General features: G+C 60.1%; 12 protein-coding genes. 9 read left to right on the forward strand and 3 right to left on the reverse strand.

Annotated elements, in window-relative coordinates:
* The first annotated feature begins 590 nt into the window (after window positions 1-590).
* The 9 genes from CZ345_RS02230 (at window position 591) to pnp (ending at window position 11,749) form a co-directional block, all read left to right on the forward strand.
* Entirely contained in the window at window positions 591-2,597 is a 2,007-nt protein-coding gene (locus tag CZ345_RS02230) for a monovalent cation:proton antiporter family protein (RefSeq protein WP_077071563.1), read from the forward strand.
* Complete coding sequence (gene dprA / locus CZ345_RS02235) at window positions 2,594-3,898, forward strand: DNA-processing protein DprA (protein WP_077071564.1); 1,305 nt, start codon at window positions 2,594-2,596, stop codon at window positions 3,896-3,898. The genes CZ345_RS02230 and dprA overlap by 4 nt, the downstream gene beginning before the upstream one ends.
* The gene (locus tag CZ345_RS02240; protein WP_077071565.1) at window positions 3,895-4,884 is read left to right on the forward strand and encodes a tyrosine recombinase XerC; all 990 of its coding nucleotides are present in this window, start codon (window positions 3,895-3,897) and stop codon (window positions 4,882-4,884) included. The genes dprA and CZ345_RS02240 overlap by 4 nt, the downstream gene beginning before the upstream one ends.
* A 102-nt stretch (window positions 4,885-4,986) precedes the next feature.
* Window positions 4,987-5,784, forward strand: coding sequence for a type III pantothenate kinase (locus tag CZ345_RS02245; RefSeq protein ID WP_077071566.1), 798 nt, complete (start codon window positions 4,987-4,989; stop codon window positions 5,782-5,784).
* A 54-nt stretch (window positions 5,785-5,838) separates the two neighbouring features.
* The gene (gene eno / locus CZ345_RS02250; RefSeq protein WP_077071567.1) at window positions 5,839-7,155 is read left to right on the forward strand and encodes a phosphopyruvate hydratase; all 1,317 of its coding nucleotides are present in this window, start codon (window positions 5,839-5,841) and stop codon (window positions 7,153-7,155) included.
* A gap of 114 nt (window positions 7,156-7,269) precedes the next feature.
* Complete coding sequence (gene lolA, locus CZ345_RS02255) at window positions 7,270-7,962, forward strand: outer membrane lipoprotein periplasmic chaperone LolA (protein WP_077071622.1); 693 nt, start codon at window positions 7,270-7,272, stop codon at window positions 7,960-7,962.
* Between the two features lie 139 nt (window positions 7,963-8,101).
* Complete coding sequence (gene truB, locus CZ345_RS02260) at window positions 8,102-9,028, forward strand: tRNA pseudouridine(55) synthase TruB (RefSeq protein ID WP_077071568.1); 927 nt, start codon at window positions 8,102-8,104, stop codon at window positions 9,026-9,028.
* A 39-nt stretch (window positions 9,029-9,067) separates the two neighbouring features.
* A complete protein-coding gene (gene rpsO, locus CZ345_RS02265) occupies window positions 9,068-9,331 on the forward strand; it encodes a 30S ribosomal protein S15 (protein WP_144277213.1) in 264 nt (87 codons plus the stop codon).
* Window positions 9,332-9,493: 162 nt separating this feature from the next.
* Complete coding sequence (pnp, locus tag CZ345_RS02270) at window positions 9,494-11,749, forward strand: polyribonucleotide nucleotidyltransferase (protein WP_204224198.1); 2,256 nt, start codon at window positions 9,494-9,496, stop codon at window positions 11,747-11,749.
* 258 nt (window positions 11,750-12,007) lie between these two features.
* Here pnp and CZ345_RS02275 read toward each other — a convergent pair whose 3' ends face one another.
* The 3 genes from CZ345_RS02275 to CZ345_RS02285 all read right to left on the reverse strand — a co-directional run bounded on the left by CZ345_RS02275 (window position 12,008) and on the right by CZ345_RS02285 (window position 15,810).
* Window positions 12,008-12,763 carry an SDR family NAD(P)-dependent oxidoreductase gene (locus CZ345_RS02275; RefSeq protein ID WP_077071571.1) on the reverse strand — a complete coding sequence of 252 codons (756 nt, stop codon included), beginning with the start codon at window positions 12,761-12,763 and terminating at the stop codon, window positions 12,008-12,010.
* 78 nt (window positions 12,764-12,841) lie between these two features.
* Window positions 12,842-13,735 (reverse strand): DMT family transporter, encoded by an 894-nt coding sequence (locus tag CZ345_RS02280; RefSeq protein WP_077071572.1) that lies wholly within the window; start codon window positions 13,733-13,735, stop codon window positions 12,842-12,844.
* 224 nt (window positions 13,736-13,959) lie between these two features.
* Window positions 13,960-15,810, reverse strand: a complete 1,851-nt coding sequence (locus CZ345_RS02285; protein WP_077071573.1) for a TRAP transporter large permease — start codon at window positions 15,808-15,810, stop codon at window positions 13,960-13,962.
* Window positions 15,811-15,831: the final 21 nt, after the last annotated feature.

Here is a 15,831-nt window from a genome sequence, read left to right on the forward strand (position 1 = left end):
AGCACGCCGGTGAACCATGTCAACAACAGGCCACAATAAACCATACATTTACAACTATATATTTTTTATTATAAAAAATATCGATATCAAAAACAATAAATACAACAATATTTTTTACCACTTTTCAACAAAAAAAATTATCAGTACAGGCTGATGATGTTTTCATACAAATTAAAATATAAAAAAAACTGCATTGGTAAAAAACATTTTTATCATAAATTAATATACCGTTACATGAAATGATAAAAAAAGCTCAATCATCGTCTTCTTTTCCTTTTCCCCTGCGCGAATCCTCCGGGATGTTCCTTCCTGCACAAATGCCACCGCGCGTCGCGCTTAAAAGACCCTGTCCCTTCCGCATTCCCGTTTCCGGGCAAAACCAAGAGAGACCGGCAGACTCCCTCCTGAGGAAAAATACTCCGCCGGGATGAAGCGTTCCGTACATGCCGCCCCAAAGCTCTCCCGGAAGCGCACTTTGCCGCACTCCGTTGCGGCTTTTGAAAAAACGCTATATATCATACCGGTTCCGGCAGGAAAAATTTCCGCCGTTTTCCCCCTTTCCGAAGAAGGGCCCGCAGGATGGAATTCCCATGGAAGAACTGATCCTCCACGAAATCGTCGTACTGTTTATTCTTTCCATCATCGTCGTCCTCGCCTGTCTCCGTTTCCGCCTGCCCTCCATTGTAGGCTTTCTGCTCACCGGCGTTCTGTGCGGCCCTTCGGCCCTCGGGCTCATTCCCAGCCCGGAAGCCGTGGACATGATGGCGGAAGTGGGGGTGGCCTTCCTCATGTTCACCATAGGCATGGAGCTTTCGGGCAAGGAACTGGTACGCCTGAAAAAGCCTCTCTTTCTCGGCGGCTCCTCCCAGGTGCTTCTGACCACGGCCTTCGTCTTCGCCCTCACCTTCTGGTGGTGCGGGCCGCGGCTCGGCATCGTGTACGGATGCATGGTCACGCTTTCCTCCACGGCCATAGTGCTGAGCATACTGCAGCAGAAGGCGCTCACCGAATCTCCTCAGGGGCAGGTCTGCCTTGCGGTGCTCATCTTTCAGGATCTCGCCATCGTGCCCATGGTGCTCATCTTTCCCCTGCTCGCAGGCGGCCTGGAGCTCGACATGAATTCCATGCTCTTTGCCGCAGGCAAGGGGCTTTTCGTCATCGGCGGCATTCTGCTCTTCGGCAAGTTCATCCTGCACCGCCTCATGTTCAGCATCGTGCGCACGCGCAGCCGCGAACTCATGCTCATGGCCACGCTGGGCCTCTGCCTCGCCGTGGCGCTTATGACCTCATGGCTGGGGCTTTCCCTGGCGCTGGGGGCGTTTCTGGCCGGTCTCATGATGGCGGAGTCGGAGTACAGCCTCAACACGCTGGAAAGCATCATGCCCTTCAAGGAAGTCTTTTCCAGCATATTCTTCATTTCCGTGGGGATGCTGCTCAACGTGAACTTCTTCCTCTCCCACCTGCCCGTCATCGCCCTGTGCGCGGCGGGGATCATCGCGGCCAAGATACTCATGGCCGTCCCCTCCGTGCTCGTGCTGAAATACTCCCTGCGCACGGCGCTGCTTGCGGCATTCAGTCTTGCACAGGTGGGGGAATTCTCCTTCGTTCTGGCCAAGTCGGCCCTCGGACTCGAACTCATCGGCAACGACGCCTATCAGATCTTCCTCGCCGCCAGCATTCTGACCATGGTGCTCACGCCCCTGCTCATCGGCATCGCACCGCGGGCTGCGGGCATCATTCTGAAAAGACCCGACGTGCAGACGACGGAGGTTGCCGGAGAAGAAGCGGAAAACGAAACTGCGGCAGCCCCCGGCATCATCCGCGACGGAAGGCTTCTCAAGGATCACCTCATCATCATCGGCTTCGGCATCGGCGGGCAGATCATGGCGCACGGCGCAAAGCGTTGCGGCATTCCCTACATCATTTCCGAAATGAACCCCGACACCGTGGCTCGCTTCCGCGACACGGAACCCATACGACACGGCGACGCCTCCTTCCCCCTGGTGCTCGCACATCTCGGCGCGGCCACGGCAAGAACGCTCGCCATTCTCACCTCCGACCCGGCGGGAAGCCGCGCCATCATCGCCAACGCTCGGGCCATGAATCCTTCGCTGCACATCATCGTGCGCACGCGCTTTCTGGGCAATCTGAATTCCTACAAGGAAGTGGGAGCCAACGAGGTCATTCCCGAAGAATTCGAGACCTCGCTGGAGGTGTTCGCCCGCGTGCTCAACCACTATCTCGTTCCGCGCCAGACCATTGACGAATACGTCTTTGCCATACGCCGCGAAAACTACGGTATGCAGCGCAGGCTGGACATGGGCGGCTCCATCATGGAAAGCCTGCCCGACCTTCAGCTTCAGGCCTATACCGTGGAGGAAGGCTCTCCCCTGGCGGGCAGAACCATTGCGGAAGCCGCGCTGCGCAAGGAACACGACGTTACGGCCGCAGGCATCCGGCGGGGAGAGGAAATCAACAACAATCCCAGCGCGCAGACGCTTCTTCTCGCCGGAGACGTGGTGTACCTGCTGGCGACGCAGGAGGCCATGACCCGGGCCGCGCGGCTCTTCCGGGCCGAAGGGAGCAGCGGCGCATGACGGGCGGACGGGACCGGCCTTCCGGGCTCGCCGCTCTTGACGAAGACGGACGGCGGGAATACTGGGCCGCCCTGGCCCTGCGCTGCTGCGCGGGGCTCGGCAGCCGCGGCACCTGCCTTCTGCTCCGGCATTTCGGTTCGGCCTACGCGGCGGTGAGCAATCTGCCCCGCTGGCCGGAGGCGGGCATCCCCCCGCAGAAGGCGGAAACGCTTGCGCGCAACGCATGGCGGGAACGGGCAAGACCGGAATGGGAGAATGCGCGCACGCTCGACGCTTCCATCATCCTCTGGACGGATGCGCGCTATCCCGCGCTTTTGAAGGAACTGCCCGACGCTCCGGCCCTTTTCTACGCCAGAGGCGACCTTTCCCTGCTGGCCGGGCCATGCGTAGCCGTCGTCGGTTCAAGGGAAAGTTCCGCCGCCGCGCTCGATACCGCCGCGGCCGTGGCCGGGGAGCTTTCCCGCTCCGGCGTCACCGTGGTTTCGGGTCTCGCCTTCGGGGTGGACGGTCGTGCCCACAGAGCAGCCCTTTCCGGGCCGGGCCGCACCATAGCCGTCATGCCCGGCGGCGTGGACATGGTCTTTCCCGCAAGGCACAGAGAACTGTACCGGCACATTGCAGAACGGGGTCTCATCATCAGTGAAATGCCTCCCGGAACTTCGCCCGGACCGGGAGCCTTTCCGGTACGAAACCGCATCATCAGCGGCCTTTCCCTCGGGGTGCTCATGGTGGAGGCCGTTCATCCTGCAAGCGGCAGCACCATCACGGCGCGTCTTGCAGCGGAACAGGGCAGAAACGTCTACGTTCCTTCGCCGGACACCTTCCGCGGTCCGTACCGCGAAGGAACGAAGAAACTGCTGCTGGAAGGCGCTCGCCCCGTTTTCCATGCGGCGGACATTCTGGCCGATCTTTTTCCGCACCTGAAAGATTCCCTGCAGAGGTCATCGCCCCCAAAGCTCCTTCCTTCAGAAGAAAAACCGCTGCCGGATACACGGAAAAACACAAGAGCCGCCGCGCATGGCGCAGCTCCTTGCCCGGCTGCGCCGCAGGCTCTCCGCCCCGGAACCGTGCGGCCCGTCGCCCGTACGGAAACATCTCCCGCGTCCTCCCTTACGGAAGAGGAGGAAACACTCCTTGCCCTTCTGCGCAGGGGGCCGCTTCTTCAGGATGAGCTTCTGTATGCCGCACAGGAAAAAAGAGGGACATGGACCAGCGCAGCCGTCAGTGCCGCGCTCATGATACTGGAAGTAAAACAGCTGGTACGCCGTCTTTCCGACGGCCGCTACGAGGCCGCCCCATGAACCGCATTGCCGAAATCACCGCTTCCCTGCCGCCCGGCCCGGCCGCCTTCCTGGCCTGGCTGGAATTTCAGAAAGGCGCCTCCGAAGCCACGGTGCGGGCCTATGCTCTGGACATTCTGGAATTTGAAACCTACCTGCACGGCATGGGGGCCACTCTGGCGCGTCCTTCGGAAATCACAAGGCAGATGGTGCAGGGCTTTTCCGCCTCCCTTTTCCGCAGAAACATGGCCCGCTCCTCCATGGCGCGCAAGCTCTCCGCCCTGCGCAGCCTGTTCCGGCACCTGCACAGACTGCACAAAATAGAATCCGATCCCTGCGCCGGGGTACGCAACCCGAAGCAGGATCAGCGGCATCCGGCCATGCTCAACGTGGACCAGACCTTCGCGCTGCTTGAGGAGCCGCCCGCAGAAAAAGACATTGCCCCTCCTGCGGAAACGCCCGGCAAAGACATTTTCCACCTCAGGGACACGGCGCTTCTGGAACTGCTCTACGGTTCGGGCCTGCGTATTTCCGAGGCGCTGGGCCTGAACGTGAACGACATGCGGCCGCAGACGGGACATGTCATCGTCATGGGCAAGGGCGGCAAACAGCGGCAGGTTCCCCTCAGCGATACCAGCATCGCCGCGCTGGAAAAATGGCTTTCGGCGCGAAGCGAGGTTCCGCCCGAACACGGAGAAAGGGCGCTTTTTCTCGGCAGGCGCGGCAAAAGGCTGGACCGCCGTCAGGCCGCGCGCATTCTGGAGGAAAGAGCGAAGGAGGCGGGCATTCCGCAGCACGTCTCCCCCCACGACCTGCGGCATTCCTTCGCCACGCATCTTCTGGAAGGCGGGGCGGATCTGCGCGCCGTACAGGAACTTCTGGGGCACAGCCGCATTTCCACCACGCAGCGCTACACGCATCTCGACCTCGCCGCCCTTACGCGCATTTACGATGCTTCCCACCCTCTGGCGCAGGGCGGGAAGGAAGACGGCGGAAAAAAGGCGTGAGGCGGACTTTTTCCGGCTGCGGAAGAGGGGGATTTACCCATTGCGTGCGCTGCGAAGAAAGGATAAACTCTCTTGTCTTTTTACTTCCCGGGTGGTGCGCGCATGTCTGAACAACTTCTCCTTGCCGACATCGGCAATACCTGCATCAAGCTCGTCTTTGCCCGCCCCGACGCGCTGGAGGCCGCCTATTCCCTGCCCACCAGGGCGCAGCACACGGCCGACAGCCTGGGCCTCTCCCTCATGCAGCTCCTTTCCCTGCAGGGCCTCGGCGCCGCGGACATCACCGCCTGCGTGGTCTGTTCCGTGGTACCCGACGTGAACACCCTGTTTCAGGAAGCCTGCCGCAGATATCTGAAAAAGACGCCCCTCTCCTTCCCCGGCGACTTTGCCGTCGACCTCGTCAACGGTTATGATCAGCCGCAGGAAGTAGGGGCCGACCGGCTGCTCGCGGCCTTTGCGGCAAGAAAGCTCTTTCCCGAAACGCCCTCCCTCATTTCCGTGGATTTCGGCACCGCCACCACCTTCGACTGCGTTTCCGGCAACACCTATCTCGGCGGACTCATCTGCCCGGGGCTCTTTTCCTCCCGCAACGCGCTTGCGGCCAACACCGCCAAGCTCCCGCGCATTTCTCTGGAAATGACGGATTCCCATGTAAGCATAGGAAAGAGCACCATCACCAGCATGAATCACGGTTTTCTCTTCGGCTTCGCCGCCATGACGGAAGGCCTGTGCGAACGCCTGAAGGAAGAGCTGCCCGGCCCCACCCTCGTTGTGGGCACGGGCGGCGCGGCGCATGACCTTGCAAGGATATGCCGGGCCTTCGACGTCGTTCGGCCCGACCTCATTCTGGAAGGACTCCGGCTGCTCTGGGCCGGAGGCGGGGCGCGCGCTTCACTCTAGCATTCCGTTCTCTTACCCGGCTCTGTCCGGCCACATCTCCAAGGAGTTTCCTCAATGAACAACAGCACCATCACTTCCGTATGGGCCCGCGAAATTCTCGATTCCCGCGGCAACCCCACTGTTGAAGTGGAAGTCAGCCTCGAATCCGGCCACGTCGGCCGCGCGGCCGTGCCTTCCGGCGCCTCCACCGGCAGCCGCGAAGCCCTTGAAATGCGCGACGGCGACAAGAGCCGCTACAAGGGCAAGGGCGTGACCCGCGCCGTGGAACATGTGAACGGTGAAATCGCCGAAGCCGTCGTCGGCCTCGACGCCCTGCGCCAGGTGCAGGTGGACAACACCCTCATCGACCTCGACGGCACGGAAAACAAGTCCCGCCTGGGCGCCAACGCCATGCTCGGCGTTTCCCTCGCCACCGCCCGCGCCGCAGCCGAATACCTCGGTCTGCCCCTGTATCAGTACCTCGGCGGCGTGAACGCCAAGATCATGCCCTCTCCCATGATGAACGTCATCAACGGCGGCGCTCATGCCCCCAACAACCTGGACATCCAGGAATTCATGATCATGCCCGTGGGCGCCAAGACCTTTGCCGACGCCCTGCGCATCGGCGCGGAAGTGTTCCACACGCTGAAGAGCATCCTTGCCAAGGACGGTCACGTCACCTCCGTGGGCGACGAGGGCGGCTTCGCCCCCAATCTGAAGAGCCACGACGAGGCCTTCAGCTACCTCATCAAGGCCATTGAGGCCGCCGGTTACATTCCCGGTGCGGAAGTGGCCCTCGGCATCGACGCCGCCTCTTCCGAATTCTACAAGGACGGCAAGTACGTCATCGCCGGTGAAGGCCTGGAACTCACCAGCGAACAGATGGTGGACTGGCTGGAAGACTTCACCGAACGCTATCCGCTCATCTCCATTGAAGACGGCATGGCCGAAAACGACCGCGAAGGCTGGAAGCTGCTCACCGACCGCCTCGGCGATCATATCCAGCTCGTCGGCGACGACCTCTTCGTCACCAACCCCGACATTCTGGCCGAAGGCATTGAAGACGGCCTCGCCAATGCCGTGCTCATCAAGGTGAACCAGATCGGCACCCTCACCGAAACCCTGGACACCATCGAAATCGCCAAGAACGCCGGTTACGCCACCATCGTTTCCCACCGTTCCGGCGAAACCGAAGACACCTTCATCGCCGACCTTGCGGTGGGCACCAACTCCGGCCAGATCAAGACCGGTTCCGCCAGCCGCTCCGACCGCATCGCCAAGTACAACCAGCTTCTCCGCATTGAAGAGGAACTGAGCGACGTCAGCTTCTTCTTCGGCCCCATCCTCGCCGACAACTACGGACTCACCCAGTCCGACGACGAGGCCGAATAAGCATGCCGGGCGGGCATGCCCGCCCTTAATGAAGGAGCGGTCCGGCCGGAAGGCCGGGCCGCTCTCCTTCCTACCGCCTCTTCCGGGCTTTTCCCGGAAAGGCCTGAGGTTCACATGAGCAAGGCTCTGCGTATTCTGTTCTGTTCCCTTTTCGCCCTCTGCCTCCTTGCAGGGAGCGCCCTTGCCGCAGACATATCCGCCACGGTGGAGAAAATGCAGGCCGCCTACGCCTCCATGCAGAGTTTCCGCGCCGAATTTTCGCAGCAGCTTCTGCAGAGGGAAAGCGGCGTCGTGGAAAACCGCAAAGGCGTCCTTCTTTTTCAGAAGCCTCTGCGTGTGCGCTGGGAAACGGCCGCGCCCCATGCCGAGCTTCTCATGGTGACGGACAAGGAAATCTGGAACTACCTGCCCGATGAAGAGCTCGCCTACCGCTATTCCCGCGAGCTGGCGGAAGACTCCCGCTCCCTCATCCAGGTGGTCACCGGTCAAAGCGCCCTTTCCCGCGATTTCGACGTGGAATCCGCCCAGGCTCCGGAAGACGGAAAACTCATCCATCTTCTGCTCTACCCCAAGGATCCCACCACGGAACTCACCGAAGCCCAGCTCTGGCTCGATCCGGAAACCTTCCTCATCCGCCGCGCCATGGTCATGGACTTCTACGGCAACACCAACACCATCGAGCTTGGCAATCTGAAAAAGAACGCCTCCGTTTCCGACGGGGACTTCTCCTTCACGCCGCCCAGAGGCACGGAAGTGGAAGACCATGTGGAAGCGCCCCACCCCGTGGAGAGGCCCCTTCTGAACTAGCCTGAAGGCTCCCGTTTTTCCGCGCAGGGGAGAAGAGCGCCGCCTTCCCGGGAGCCGTTTCCTCCTGCGCGCCTTTTCCCGCAGACGCCCCATCCGGGGCTGGACTATCACGACAATTAAAGGTACATACGTTTTTCGCATGGAACAACAGCACGGCATACTGGTACTCAACAAGCCCAAAGGGCTCAGCTCCGCACAGTGCATCGCGCGGATCAAACGCCTGGGGCAGAAGAAAATCGGCCACGCCGGCACGCTCGACCCCATGGCCACGGGAGTGCTGCTCGTACTCCTCGGCCACGCCACCAAGCTTTCCGGGTATCTTCTGGAAGGCGGCGTCAAGACCTACGGCGGCACGCTGCGCCTCGGCGTGACCACCGACACCTGGGATGCGGAAGGTTCCATCGTCGGCGAAACGCCGCTCGGTGAGGATGATCTCGCCGAAGGCTCAGCGCTGGAGCAGGCTGCCCGCAGAGAAGTGGCGGCCTGGCTTGAGGTGACGGAACAGCCTGTTCCGCCTTATTCCGCAGCAAAGCACCAGGGCCAGCCTTTGTACAAGCTTGCCCGTGCGGGCAAGGAAGTGCCCGCCAAGGTGAAACGCATACATGTTTCGTACGCCGATGTTCAATGGGTGAACATGCCCGACGTACGATTCCGGGTAACGTGCAGTTCCGGTTCCTACATACGGTCCCTGGCCCACAGCTTGGGGATTCGACTTGGGTGCGGAGCCATGCTCACGGAACTGACCCGGGAATACAGTCACCCGTTCGGACTGGATGTCGCCCACACGCTGGACGAAATCCTCGCCGAGCCGGAAAAGCTGCCTGAACGGATCATGCCCATCAGCGCCGCCCTGCCGGGATGGAAGAACCTTTCCATCAGCCCCGCGCAGGAAGCGAACCTGAGAAACGGCATTCCCGTTCCCCACACGCCGGAGTTCGGAGAATTCCAGCCCGGCGAACGCGCCCTCATCACGGCGCAAGGCGGCTCGCCCCTGGCTCTGGCGGAAGCCCGTATGGACAGGCAACGCCCTGTCTGGGCAGTACTTCGGGGGCTTTTTACCCACTAACCTCTGGCAGAAGCCAGAGAGGAGGATACCGCTGTGGCTATGGATTCCGCTCAGAAGCAGGCCGTTATCGCCCAGTTCGCCAAGCACGAAGGCGACACCGGCTCCGCTGAAGTTCAGATTGCCCTTCTTACCGCCCGCATCAACGGCCTCGCCGGCCACTTCAAGGCCAACAAGAAGGACTTTCATTCCCGCACCGGCCTGCTCAAGCTGGTCGGCCAGCGTCGCAAGATGCTGAACTACCTGAAGAAGACCGACATTCAGAGCTACCGTGCCCTGATCGAAAAGCTCGGCCTGCGCAAGTAGTCGCGACAAGGATCCGAAAGCAAGGGGGGAGCGGAAGTCATTCCGCTCCCCCATCCTGCATGAACGGGGCGAAGGCCCCCAACCTCAACGCGAGGAAGGAGCATCCGCGAACAGAGGCGAAATTTTCGTCTTTCTTCACGGAGTCTCCTTCCAGGAGTAACCATTATGGGTCTGCTCAACAGCACTCGTGTTTCCGCCACCGTAGGCGGCAAGGAAATCATTCTGGAAACGGGCCGCGTGGCCCGTCAGGCCAACGGTGCCATCTGGGTGCAGTGCGGCGGCACCGTGGCTCTCGTCACCGTGTGCGAAGCCCAGCTCGACACCCCCAAGGACTTCTTCCCCCTCACCGTGGAATACGCCGAACGCATGTACGCCGCCGGCCGCATCCCCGGCAACTTCTTCCGCCGCGAAATCGGCCGCCCCAGCGATCATGAAACCCTGGTGGCCCGCCTCATCGACCGCCCCATCCGTCCGCTCTTCCCCAAGGGCTACGGCAATGAGGTGCAGGTGCTCGCCACCGTCATTTCCGCCGACGGCGAAAACGACCCCGACGTGCTCTGCATCACCGCAGCTTCCGCCGCCACCTGCATTTCCAGCATTCCCTTCGCGGGCCCCGTGGCCGGCGCGCGCCTCGGCCGCGTGGACGGTCAGTTCATCCTGAACCCCACGAATGAGGAACTCAAGCGCTCCGACATGGACATCGTGCTCGCGGCCTCCCGCGACGCCGTGGTCATGGTGGAAGGCGAAGCCAAGCTCGTCAAGGAACAGGATCTCATCGACGGCCTGAACTGGGCCCACAAGGCCATTCAGCCCCTCATCGACGCTCAGGAAGAACTGGTGAAGCTGGTCGGCAAGCCCAAGAGCGCATTCACGCCCAAGGAAGATGATCCCGAACTCTTCGCCTATGTGGAAGAGCTCGCCATCAAGTCCGGCATGGAAGACGCCCTGCGCACCACCGACAAGCTGCAGAGAAAGGACGCCCGCAAGGCCGTCAAGGACAAGGTGAAGGCCCTCATGGCCACCGACGAACGCTATGCCGAAGATCCGGCCGCCCAGGCCGCCATCGGCGAAGTGCTGGAACACCTTGAAAAGAAGCTCGTGCGCCAGAGAGTCATCAACGAAGGCACCCGCATCGACAACCGCGATACCAAGACCGTGCGCCCCATCGAAATCGAAGCCTCGGTGCTGCCCCGTGCCCACGGTTCCGTGATCTTTGCCCGCGGCGAAACCAAGACCATTGCCGTCACCACCCTCGGCAGCTCCTCCGACGAACAGAAGGTGGATACGCTGAACGGTGATGAAAGCAAGCGCTTCATGCTGCACTACAACTTCCCGCCCTTCACCGTGGGCGAAGTGAAGTCCGTGCGCGTGTCCCGCCGCGAAATCGGCCACGGCCACCTTGCCGAACGCGCCCTCAAGGCCGTGCTGCCCTCTTCCGAAAGCTTCCCCTACACCATCCGCGTGGTGTCCGACACGGTGGAATCCAACGGTTCCTCCTCCATGGCCGCCGTGTGCGGCGGCTGCCTCTCCCTCATGGATGCAGGCGTGCCGATCAGCGCTCCCGTGGCCGGCGTGGCCATGGGCCTCATCAAGGACGGCGACACCTACACCGTGCTTACCGACATTCTCGGTGATGAAGACGCCCTCGGCGACATGGACTTCAAGATCGCCGGTACCGCCGAAGGCATCAGCGCCATCCAGATGGACATCAAGATCAACGGCCTGCCCACCGAAGTGATGGCCCGCGCCATGGAACAGGCCCGCGTGGCCCGTCTGCACATTCTGGACGTCATGGCCAAGGCCATGCCCGCCGTGCGCGAACTCTCTCCCTACGCTCCCCAGCATGAGGAAGTGTTCGTGAATCCCGAAATCATCCGCATGATCATCGGCCCCGGCGGCAAGAACATCAAGGCCATCACCACCGCCACGGGCGCGGCCATCGACATCGAAGATTCCGGCCGCATCACCATCTTCGCCCCCACCCAGCAGGCCATGCAGGCCGCCAAGGAAATGGTGCTCTACTACGACCAGCACGCGGAACTCGGCAAAAACTACAATGCCAAGGTGAAGCGCATCATGGACATCGGCGCCATCGTGGAAATCCTGCCCAACCTGGAAGCTCTGGTGCACATCTCCCAGCTCGACACCAACCGTGTGGAAAAGACGGAAGACGTGGCGCACCTCGGCGAAGACATGATGGTCAAGGTCATTGAAATCAACGGCGACCGCATCCGTGCCAGCCGCAAGGCCGTGCTGCTTGAAGCCCAGGGCATCGAATGGAACCCTGAAGACACGGCCCGTCCCGCCCGCCGCGAACGCGGTGAACGCGGTGAACGCGGCGAAGGCGACCGCCGCAACGAACGTCGCGGCGAACGCCGTGACAGAGGCGAACGCCGTCACGAACGCAAGGACGACTAAGTCCGCAGCGGGGCCATGCCCCGTACGCCTGTAATACCTGTGAAAAGCCTCCCCGGAACAGAATTCCGGGGAGGCTTTTCTGCCTCCGCACCCGCATGGGCCGGGCGGATGCAAAGCGCAAGGGGAAAAAGGATCCATCGCCCGAAAAATCATACACGACGCTTCCGGTGAAGTCCGTGATGCAGATTCCCGGAAAAACGCCGCAAGCCCCTTCTGCGGCAAAAGCAGACCGATGGAGGAACAAACGCCGCTTCGGCCCTAGAAGGTCACATCGGCAAAGCGGGGGCCGCCGTCGGCCTGTCCTGTGGGCATGATCTCCATAAAGCTCACATCCATGTGCGGAGGGCACTGCACCACCCACCACAGCGCACGGGCGATATCTTCAGCGTCCAGCGGTCTGCCCGTCGCGTATTCCTTTTCCGCCAGCGCTGCGTCTCCGGCGTTGTGCACCAGAGAAAATTCCGTGCGCGTACGGCCGGGAGCCAGGCAGGTCACCCGTATGGGCGTTCCCAGAAGGTCGGAACGCATGTTGTCGGACAGGTGTCGCACGAAGGCCTTGCTTGCGCCGTAGACGTTGCCCGTGGGAAAGGCGCGGCTTCCGGCCACGGACCCCACATTGACCACATGCCCCCTGCCGCGGGCGAGCATACCGGGCAAAAGCAGCCGCGTGCAGTAAAGAAGGCCGAGAATATTGGTGTTCACCATGGTTTCCCAGGCTTCCGTATCCCCGTCCTGCACGCGTCCATCGCCCGCAAAGAGCCCGGCGTTGTTGAACAGCACGTCCACGGCGGAAAAATCCTCCGGCAGGCCGTCAAAGGCCGCCTTCGTCTCTTCACGGCTCTGTATGTCGAAGCAGAGACCGAAAAAATGCACCCCCAGTTCCCCGCGCATCTTTTCGAGGCGCTCCCTGCGCCTTCCCGTACCGACGACACGCCAGCCGTTGTCGATGAAAAGCCGCGCTGCCGCGCGCCCCAGGCCGGAGGTGGCCCCGGTAATGCAGATGACGTTGCTCATACCTGATCCCCGGATATTCCCGCTTGCGAAGCGGATGTGTTTAAGATGCCTTTGACATGCCCCCCAGGGGAAGCGGCATCAATTCTTTTGTGTATTCCAGCATACAAAAGTCAGAGCACCAATCGTGATGACAAGCCCCAGCAGCATCGACGCCGTGGGAATTTCCGAAAAAAGCATGACGCCGAAGCATAACGCTCCCGTCGGTTCCCCGCCGGAAGCCAGTATGGATACCTTCCCCGCTTCGGCATACAGCAGCGCCCAGGTTATGAACATATACGGCAATACGGACGTAACCAGAGCATGAAGAAGAAGAAAAAAGAGGTGTGGCACCGCATTGCCGGAAACGAATTCACCAATCTTCGCCGTATCCGCCCACGGCAGCAGCACCAGGGCTGTAAAAGCGACGCTGTAAAAGATGATCGTATAGGTATGATAATGTCTGTCCGTGGCCATCCTTGAACAGATACCGTACAGCGCATAGAACAACGCAGACAAAAGCCCGAAGAAAACTCCCGATGAGGAAATCCTCAGCCCCGTCCGCCGTTCAAGCAGCCCGCTTGTCAGAACACAACCGGCAACCGCAAGGCACAGACAGAATATTTTTTTCGGCGTGATCTTCTCATGAAACAGCAACGCGGCAAGAAAAATAACGAAGAACGGCGCGGTACTTAGAAGAACGGCGGCAAGGGACAACGTAAGCTCGTTGATGGCCACATTATAGCACAGGTTAAGCCCCATCATGCCGAGAATGCCTGTCCCCAGAAACTGAACGACATCCTTTATCCGTATCTTCAGCAGGGAGGCATCGCAGACAAGAACGACGCAACACATCGCCAGCGCCGCGAAAACCGCCCTTAAAAACACTATGGTGGCATTATCCATGCCGTGCGTCGTCAAGATCCGTACAAATACGCCCACGGAACCGAACATGATTCCCGCCGCGACGGGAAGAAGCAGCACCATCTGTTTCATTTCATCACCTTTTCACGTCATTCCTTCTTTCTTTCGGAGTGTCTTCCCGGCATGTGCCGCTTTTCTGAAAACAAACTCCTTATGAGAATGCAAAGGCGCGCCATCCGGCAAGGGCGTTCTTATGGGAACCCAGGAAAGCCCCGGGCCTTGCTTCAACGCAAAGCCCGGGGCCGTTTTCCTCCTGCAAGGCTTACCTCGCCCTCACGTGCGGCAAGAAGAAAGGACTACATGAAGCGCGTCAGGAAAAGCGATACTTCAGGAATATAGGTAACGATAAGCAGCATGACAAGCATGGACGCAAGCAGCGGAGCTGCCGCCACTGCGATACGTTCCGTTCGTTCGTCGGAAATGGCCGCAGCCACGAACAGACTCTGTCCCACAGGCGGGGTAATGAAGCCTATGGACAGGTTGCACACCATGATGACGCCGAAGTGCACCGGGTCCACGCCGAGCTTTATCATCATGGGCATGAGGATGGGCGCGAGAATCAGGGTGGCCGAAGCCGATTCCATGAGCGCGCCCACAATGAGCAGAAGAATGTTCACGATGAGCAGCATGGCGAATTTGTTCGACGTAATGGACATCATCCATTCGGAGATGGCGTCGGGAACCTGCTCGATAGCCATCACATAACCGAACACGCTGGCCATGGCCACAAGGAAAAGCACCGTGGCGGCGGTGACGGAGCTGTCTACCAGAATTTCGATGAAATTCTCGCGGGTGATCCCTTTGAGTACGAACATACCCACTAGGAAACCGTACAACGCGGCCACGCCCGCCGCTTCCGTAGGCGTCATAATACCGCCGTAAATACCGCCAAGAATAATGACAGGCACCATGAGCGCCCAGCGGGCTTCCCATACGGCACGGCCGATTTCACCCCAAGTATAGACCTTGTCCTCGCCTTTCCAACCGTTCTTTTTGGAAATATACCATGCTGTCATGCAAAGCATCACGCAGGTAATGATACCGGGCATGATGCCGCTCACAAAAAGCTTGCCGATGGACACATTGGTGATGACGCCGTAAAGCACGAAGGGATTGCTCGGGGGAATCATGACGCCGATGGCGCTGGCGCACGCTACGATGGCCCCGGCGAAGGCCTTGGAATAGCCGCGTTCCACCATGGCGGGAATGGTGATCATGCCGATGGCCGCGCAGGTGGCGATGCCGGAACCGGAAATGGCTCCGAAGAAGGTACATGCAATGACCGTGGCCATGGCCAAGCCGCCGGTACGGCGCCCTATCATCATGTCGGCAAGGCCGATAAGCTGACCGGAAAGCCCGCCCTTACCCATAAAGATACCGGCCAGCACAAAGAAGAAAACGGCCAGCATAGGGAAGGAATCCAAAGAGTTGTAGGCTGTCTGTGCGATGATGTTCAACTGCAGAAAGCCAGAAGCATGTACGGCGAGAGCTCCGGAAAGGCCCAGTACTACGGCAATGGGAATGCCCAGAATCATGCCGCCAAACAGTGAAACCATGAGCACGAAGATGATGCTGTGCTCAAAGCATACCACCGGCGCGGCTACCGAGACGAGAAAAAATAGCGACAGGAGGAACTTCATCCAGCCTTCTTCGCGGATAAGCTTCAGCGTATCCTGAATGACGCGAACGCTCTGGGCAAAGAAACCGAAGAGAAGCACGGAGTAAGGAATCCAGTACGGTATGCGGAGCGTAGGCGTTTCCTGCGGGAACTGGAACTGCAGGCGGATCAGGCGCACGGCCAAGCACATGATGGTGACGGTAAGCGCCAGTGTGGCGATGTTGTTGAACATCAGAATAAAATTATGATACTTCTGAGGAACCAGCCAGTCTATCAACGCCGTCATGCGAATATTTTCACGCCGTTTGATAACGAGCGGAACGGCAAAGTAGGTGCACCATATCAGGCAAAACAGGGCGAGTTCCTCCACGGGAGAGGTATCGACGTTCACCTTGAGCCATGTGCCGAGAATATAGCGGGCGAAAACCTGATACGGAATAAGCAGGCATGATGCTACGCAGGCTATGACGATGATGGGCTTTTCGCCGCTTTCATCCAGCCAGCGCAGGACTTTCTGAAACGTTACCATAGCGGGCTCCTGAAGAAAAAA

The organism is Mailhella massiliensis, from assembly GCF_900155525.1.
Taxonomy (GTDB): Bacteria; Desulfobacterota; Desulfovibrionia; order Desulfovibrionales; family Desulfovibrionaceae; genus Mailhella; species Mailhella massiliensis.